2 protein-coding genes and 1 pseudogene are annotated in these 3,913 nt (G+C 45.5%); all 3 read right to left on the bottom strand.

Going from position 1 to position 3,913, the window contains the following annotated elements:
* Positions 1–227, bottom strand: a pseudogene (locus AC1DUA_RS27535) (sugar ABC transporter permease); the annotation flags it as partial.
* A 115-nt stretch (positions 228–342) separates the two neighbouring features.
* Positions 343–1,983, bottom strand: coding sequence for an extracellular solute-binding protein (locus AC1DUA_RS27530; RefSeq protein ID WP_477502801.1), 1,641 nt, complete (start codon positions 1,981–1,983; stop codon positions 343–345).
* Between the two features lie 205 nt (positions 1,984–2,188).
* Positions 2,189–3,913 (bottom strand): helix-turn-helix domain-containing protein (locus tag AC1DUA_RS27525; RefSeq protein WP_477502800.1); only part of this gene is annotated, 1,725 nt, incomplete at its 5' end.

Genomic DNA, 3,913 nt, shown 5'->3' with positions numbered 1-3,913 from the left:
CCCGTAAAGAATTCACGGAAATGCTCAAATCCAACCCAATCGCTCCCCCAAATGCCAAGTCTCGGGGAGAAATCCTTGAATGCGATGATGGCTCCATACATGGGTGCATAGTGAAACACAACATAATAAAGCAGAACAGGAAGCAGCATGACATAAAGCAGTTTGTTTTTACGAATATCCAGTAAAATTCCGAAGTTCAATTTCCTTTTTTCTCCAAGGGTTGTCATCGGTTTGGTTTTGGTAATCATGGTGTTCATAGCATCACCCTCTCCATCCATGGCGCTGTTCTGCGGAGGGGAGAATCAGAGAGTCCCTTCCTCCGCTAGAATCGCCGCAGACTAATTATCTCTTATTGTATCGATCCAGAGCGCCTTGATAGATTTGGGTAACCTTGTCAATTCCCATCTCTTTAATCCGTTTCACATAGTCATCGAATTTGTCGATCGGCTCTTTGCCCATGACAAATTTAACAAACATCTCTTCTTTGTAACTTGTAATGGCTGTGTTCAGTTTGGCTAATTCTTTACTTTCCTCAGCTGTCGGCGTCAAGAAGAGCGGCATAACATGCTTGGCAGCGTCCGTTTGCTCCCAAATTTTGATTGCTTCATCCTGCTCTTTGAACGTATTGAAACTTTTGCGGCTATCGCCTAGGAAAGGACCGTTCGGTTTCGTGTACTGGGATACCATTTGTTGCAGGTTATACTTAGGATCTTTCGTGATTTTTTCAGAAAATTTAGGCACGCCGTTATCCAATGTGTAGCTCTCGCCTTCAATACCGAAGTTGAAGAGCATGCTRCCTTTTGGACTAAACGCGTAATCCATCCATTTCACTGCCAGCTCCGCATGTTTGGAATCACCTGAAACCGCTTTACTTGCAACAGGGTTGTATTTGAAGTCACGTTGACCGATGAAAGCGCGCTCGCCTTTATTCAAAGTAGGATAAGGTGCCGCAACGAGTTGGAATTTCGGATTTTTCTTCTTGCCGGTATCCATCCATCTGCCCATACCTCCGCTCAATAAGCCTACTGTTGCACCTGAAGCATCACTCATTAACTTGGTATCGAGCGATTTGGAGTCTGTGTTAAGCGCGAAATCTTTATCAAGCAAGCCTTCGGCATACCATTTGTGCAGCAAAGCCAGTGCATCCTTGAATTGAGGATCTGTAGGCCCGTATTTCACTTTGCCCTGATCGTCGATATAGAAGCGATTTGCTGTTTTAAAAGCGCCAATGAACGCATCCTGGATATTCAATTCATTGCTGTACTGAGCTGAGAACGGCGCTGTGGCCCCTTTTTTCTCCTTGAAAGCCTTGAGAACCGTGTACCACTCGTCGATCGTCGTAGGTACTTGAAGGTTCAACTCATCCAACCAGTCTTTGCGGATCATCGGTCCCCTGAAAACCAATCCATTGTCTGGACGAATCATTGGGAATGCGTAGTAGGTGCCATTGTCTGTTTTGATCATTTTGTCCAGTTCTTTATCTTGTTGAAGCAATTTTTTTAAATTTGGCGCGTTTTTATCGATTAAATCGTTCAGAGGAAGAATGACCTTGTCTGTTAAGGCTTTCTCAGGTCCACCCGGATACGCTGCCGCTCCGCCGCCGCCCCAATTGTATTCAATCACATCCGGCAAATTGTTCGAAGCAATCAGCAGGTTGAATTGATCCTTCGACTGACCGTCTGCTGGGTGCGTGTACTTGACCTTAACACCTGTTTCGCTCTCTAACCGCTTACCGAATGGCGCTTCAGCCAAGTTGGGGACGAATGACGCCAGATTCGTGTCGATCTGTTCCCAGGAGGTTAACGTTTCTTGCGTACTAATCGGATATTGGCCTACTGCGGTGGACGGTGTTGCCGTCGTCTTGGCAGCTCCTGTTTCACTTGGCCCCCCTGTATTAACTTTGGAACACGCAACGAACATGCTGGATGCTACTACAACGCTTAGCGCCAGGCTTATTGACTTTCTCTTGGAATGTTTCCTCATAGGTAATCCCCCTCGTATGTTCTAGTGCAGATTCTCGTCTTGCAGCACCATGGCTTTAGTATGGATGGTGAACCGACCTTTTGAATATCGTCAAAACTGCAAATCCCCCTCTAAAATCCGTAAAAGGCAATCATCAGAATCCAAAATAGCTATGCAAAAAATGAAAAGTCGCGCAAGCAAGCTTGGACGACTTTCACAAATCAGATCACAATGGTTTCAGTTCTTTGTATTTACCTGGCGTAATGCCTTCGAATTTCTTAAACGTCCGGTTAAACGTATTGATATCGTTATACCCGACTTTACGCGCAATCTCCATAATGGACAGGGGTTGTTCGGTAAGCAGCTTTTTGGCCTCTTCCAAACGTGTCCGGCTTATGAAATCAAGCAAGGCATCACCCGTTTGGGCTTTAAACTGTTTGGATAAATAAGAAGGCGTGATGCCGAATTTCTCTCCGATCATCGAAATATTCAAGTTTTCTTCGGCATAGTTGGCCTTAACATAGGCACTAACAAGCTCGCCAAGTGGACTATAATCCTGTTTGCGGTCGGCTTGAATGGACTGACAAACCTGTTCAAGGATCGAAAGAATTTCCCTTTTCATTTCTTTGATAGTTTCACATTCGGATAACCGTTCGACAGGGTTAAATTGTTCCATGAAAGACTTTTTATTACCTTGCGATCCGATCTCATTCATTGTTTTCAGCATCGTGCTAGCAAGATCGAACATCAAACATTTGCCCAGCGGCACTGACAAAACGGAATTGGATACATTTGTTTCAATAATTTGCTCAATAATCGAACTCGACTTCTCATAGTCATCTGTCTTGACAAAATTAATCAATTGCTGTTCCACATGCAGCGGATAATAATAATTTCCGGCCTGACGAACAGCCTCGGAACTCGGTAATTCCTCGTAGCGAATGATCGCTCCGCTTCCTTTGACAAGTCGATAAGCCATCGCTGACAGAGCTTCTTGATACGCCTCGGCAATACCGAACAAATCTTCATGGATAGCGCTGATCGACACGGTCAAATGCACATGAAAATGATCAAGCAGGAATAATTTCACCGACTCGGCCACTCGCCGCAGCTCTTCCGTATCCGGTTCCTCAGAGCCAAAATTAAAAATACACGCTTGCATATCGTCAATTTCCGTCGTGAAGCCTCGGTTCTGAAGGCCAATCACTTCTTCCACCACATTCATAAGAATGAATTGCATCAATTTCGCCTTCTGCGGATCTATCACTACATCTTCCTGAAATTTGCCGAAATGATCGATATGAAACAGCAATACGGCAAAATGCGGAGAATCCAGCCGTATATCATGAGCAGAAAGCGACTCATGTACAGGGATGTCCTGCTCCAGGTTCCCCTTCAGCAGCCCTTGCAAGAAATGGGAGCGAATCGCATCACGGTGCTGGTGCAGCCGGCGGTCAACCTGCTCTTTCTCCGCAAATGTATTGTTCAGCGCATCTTGCAGAAAACCGTACTCGTTCGTCCCCTCCGCAAACGATATCCCTGCTTTTATCGAGAAACTTCGAATGAGCAGATGAATCGGGTTGTAATTTTTGCGCAGGAACAAGAACGTGACCAACCCTCCCAGAAGAAGGCTGAGTATTATGCTTGCATATACCAAGCTTTTCATGTACTTCATCTTATCGTCAAAGCGCTCGGCAGGAATCATCGACATGTACTTCCATCCTGTCCTAGCCGAGGTCGTATACGATACAGCGACTTGTTTACCAGCTACATCCCCGTAGAAAAGTCCGTTTTCCCCCGTAAACTTGTCATAGGTAAGAAAGTCAGGACTTTGCGCAAGACCGCTGGAAGCAACTAACCGATTCTCTTTATCAAGCACTGCTACGGATGTCGCTTCGGATGGCGGAATATTCGCGAGAAGCTTGGAGTCTTTCATGACGAACAGGAGCAC

The organism is Paenibacillus sp. 01T422 (assembly GCF_056398785.1).
The sequence above is the reverse complement of the archived record's forward strand: the minus strand, read 5'-3'. Positions and strand labels throughout refer to the sequence as shown.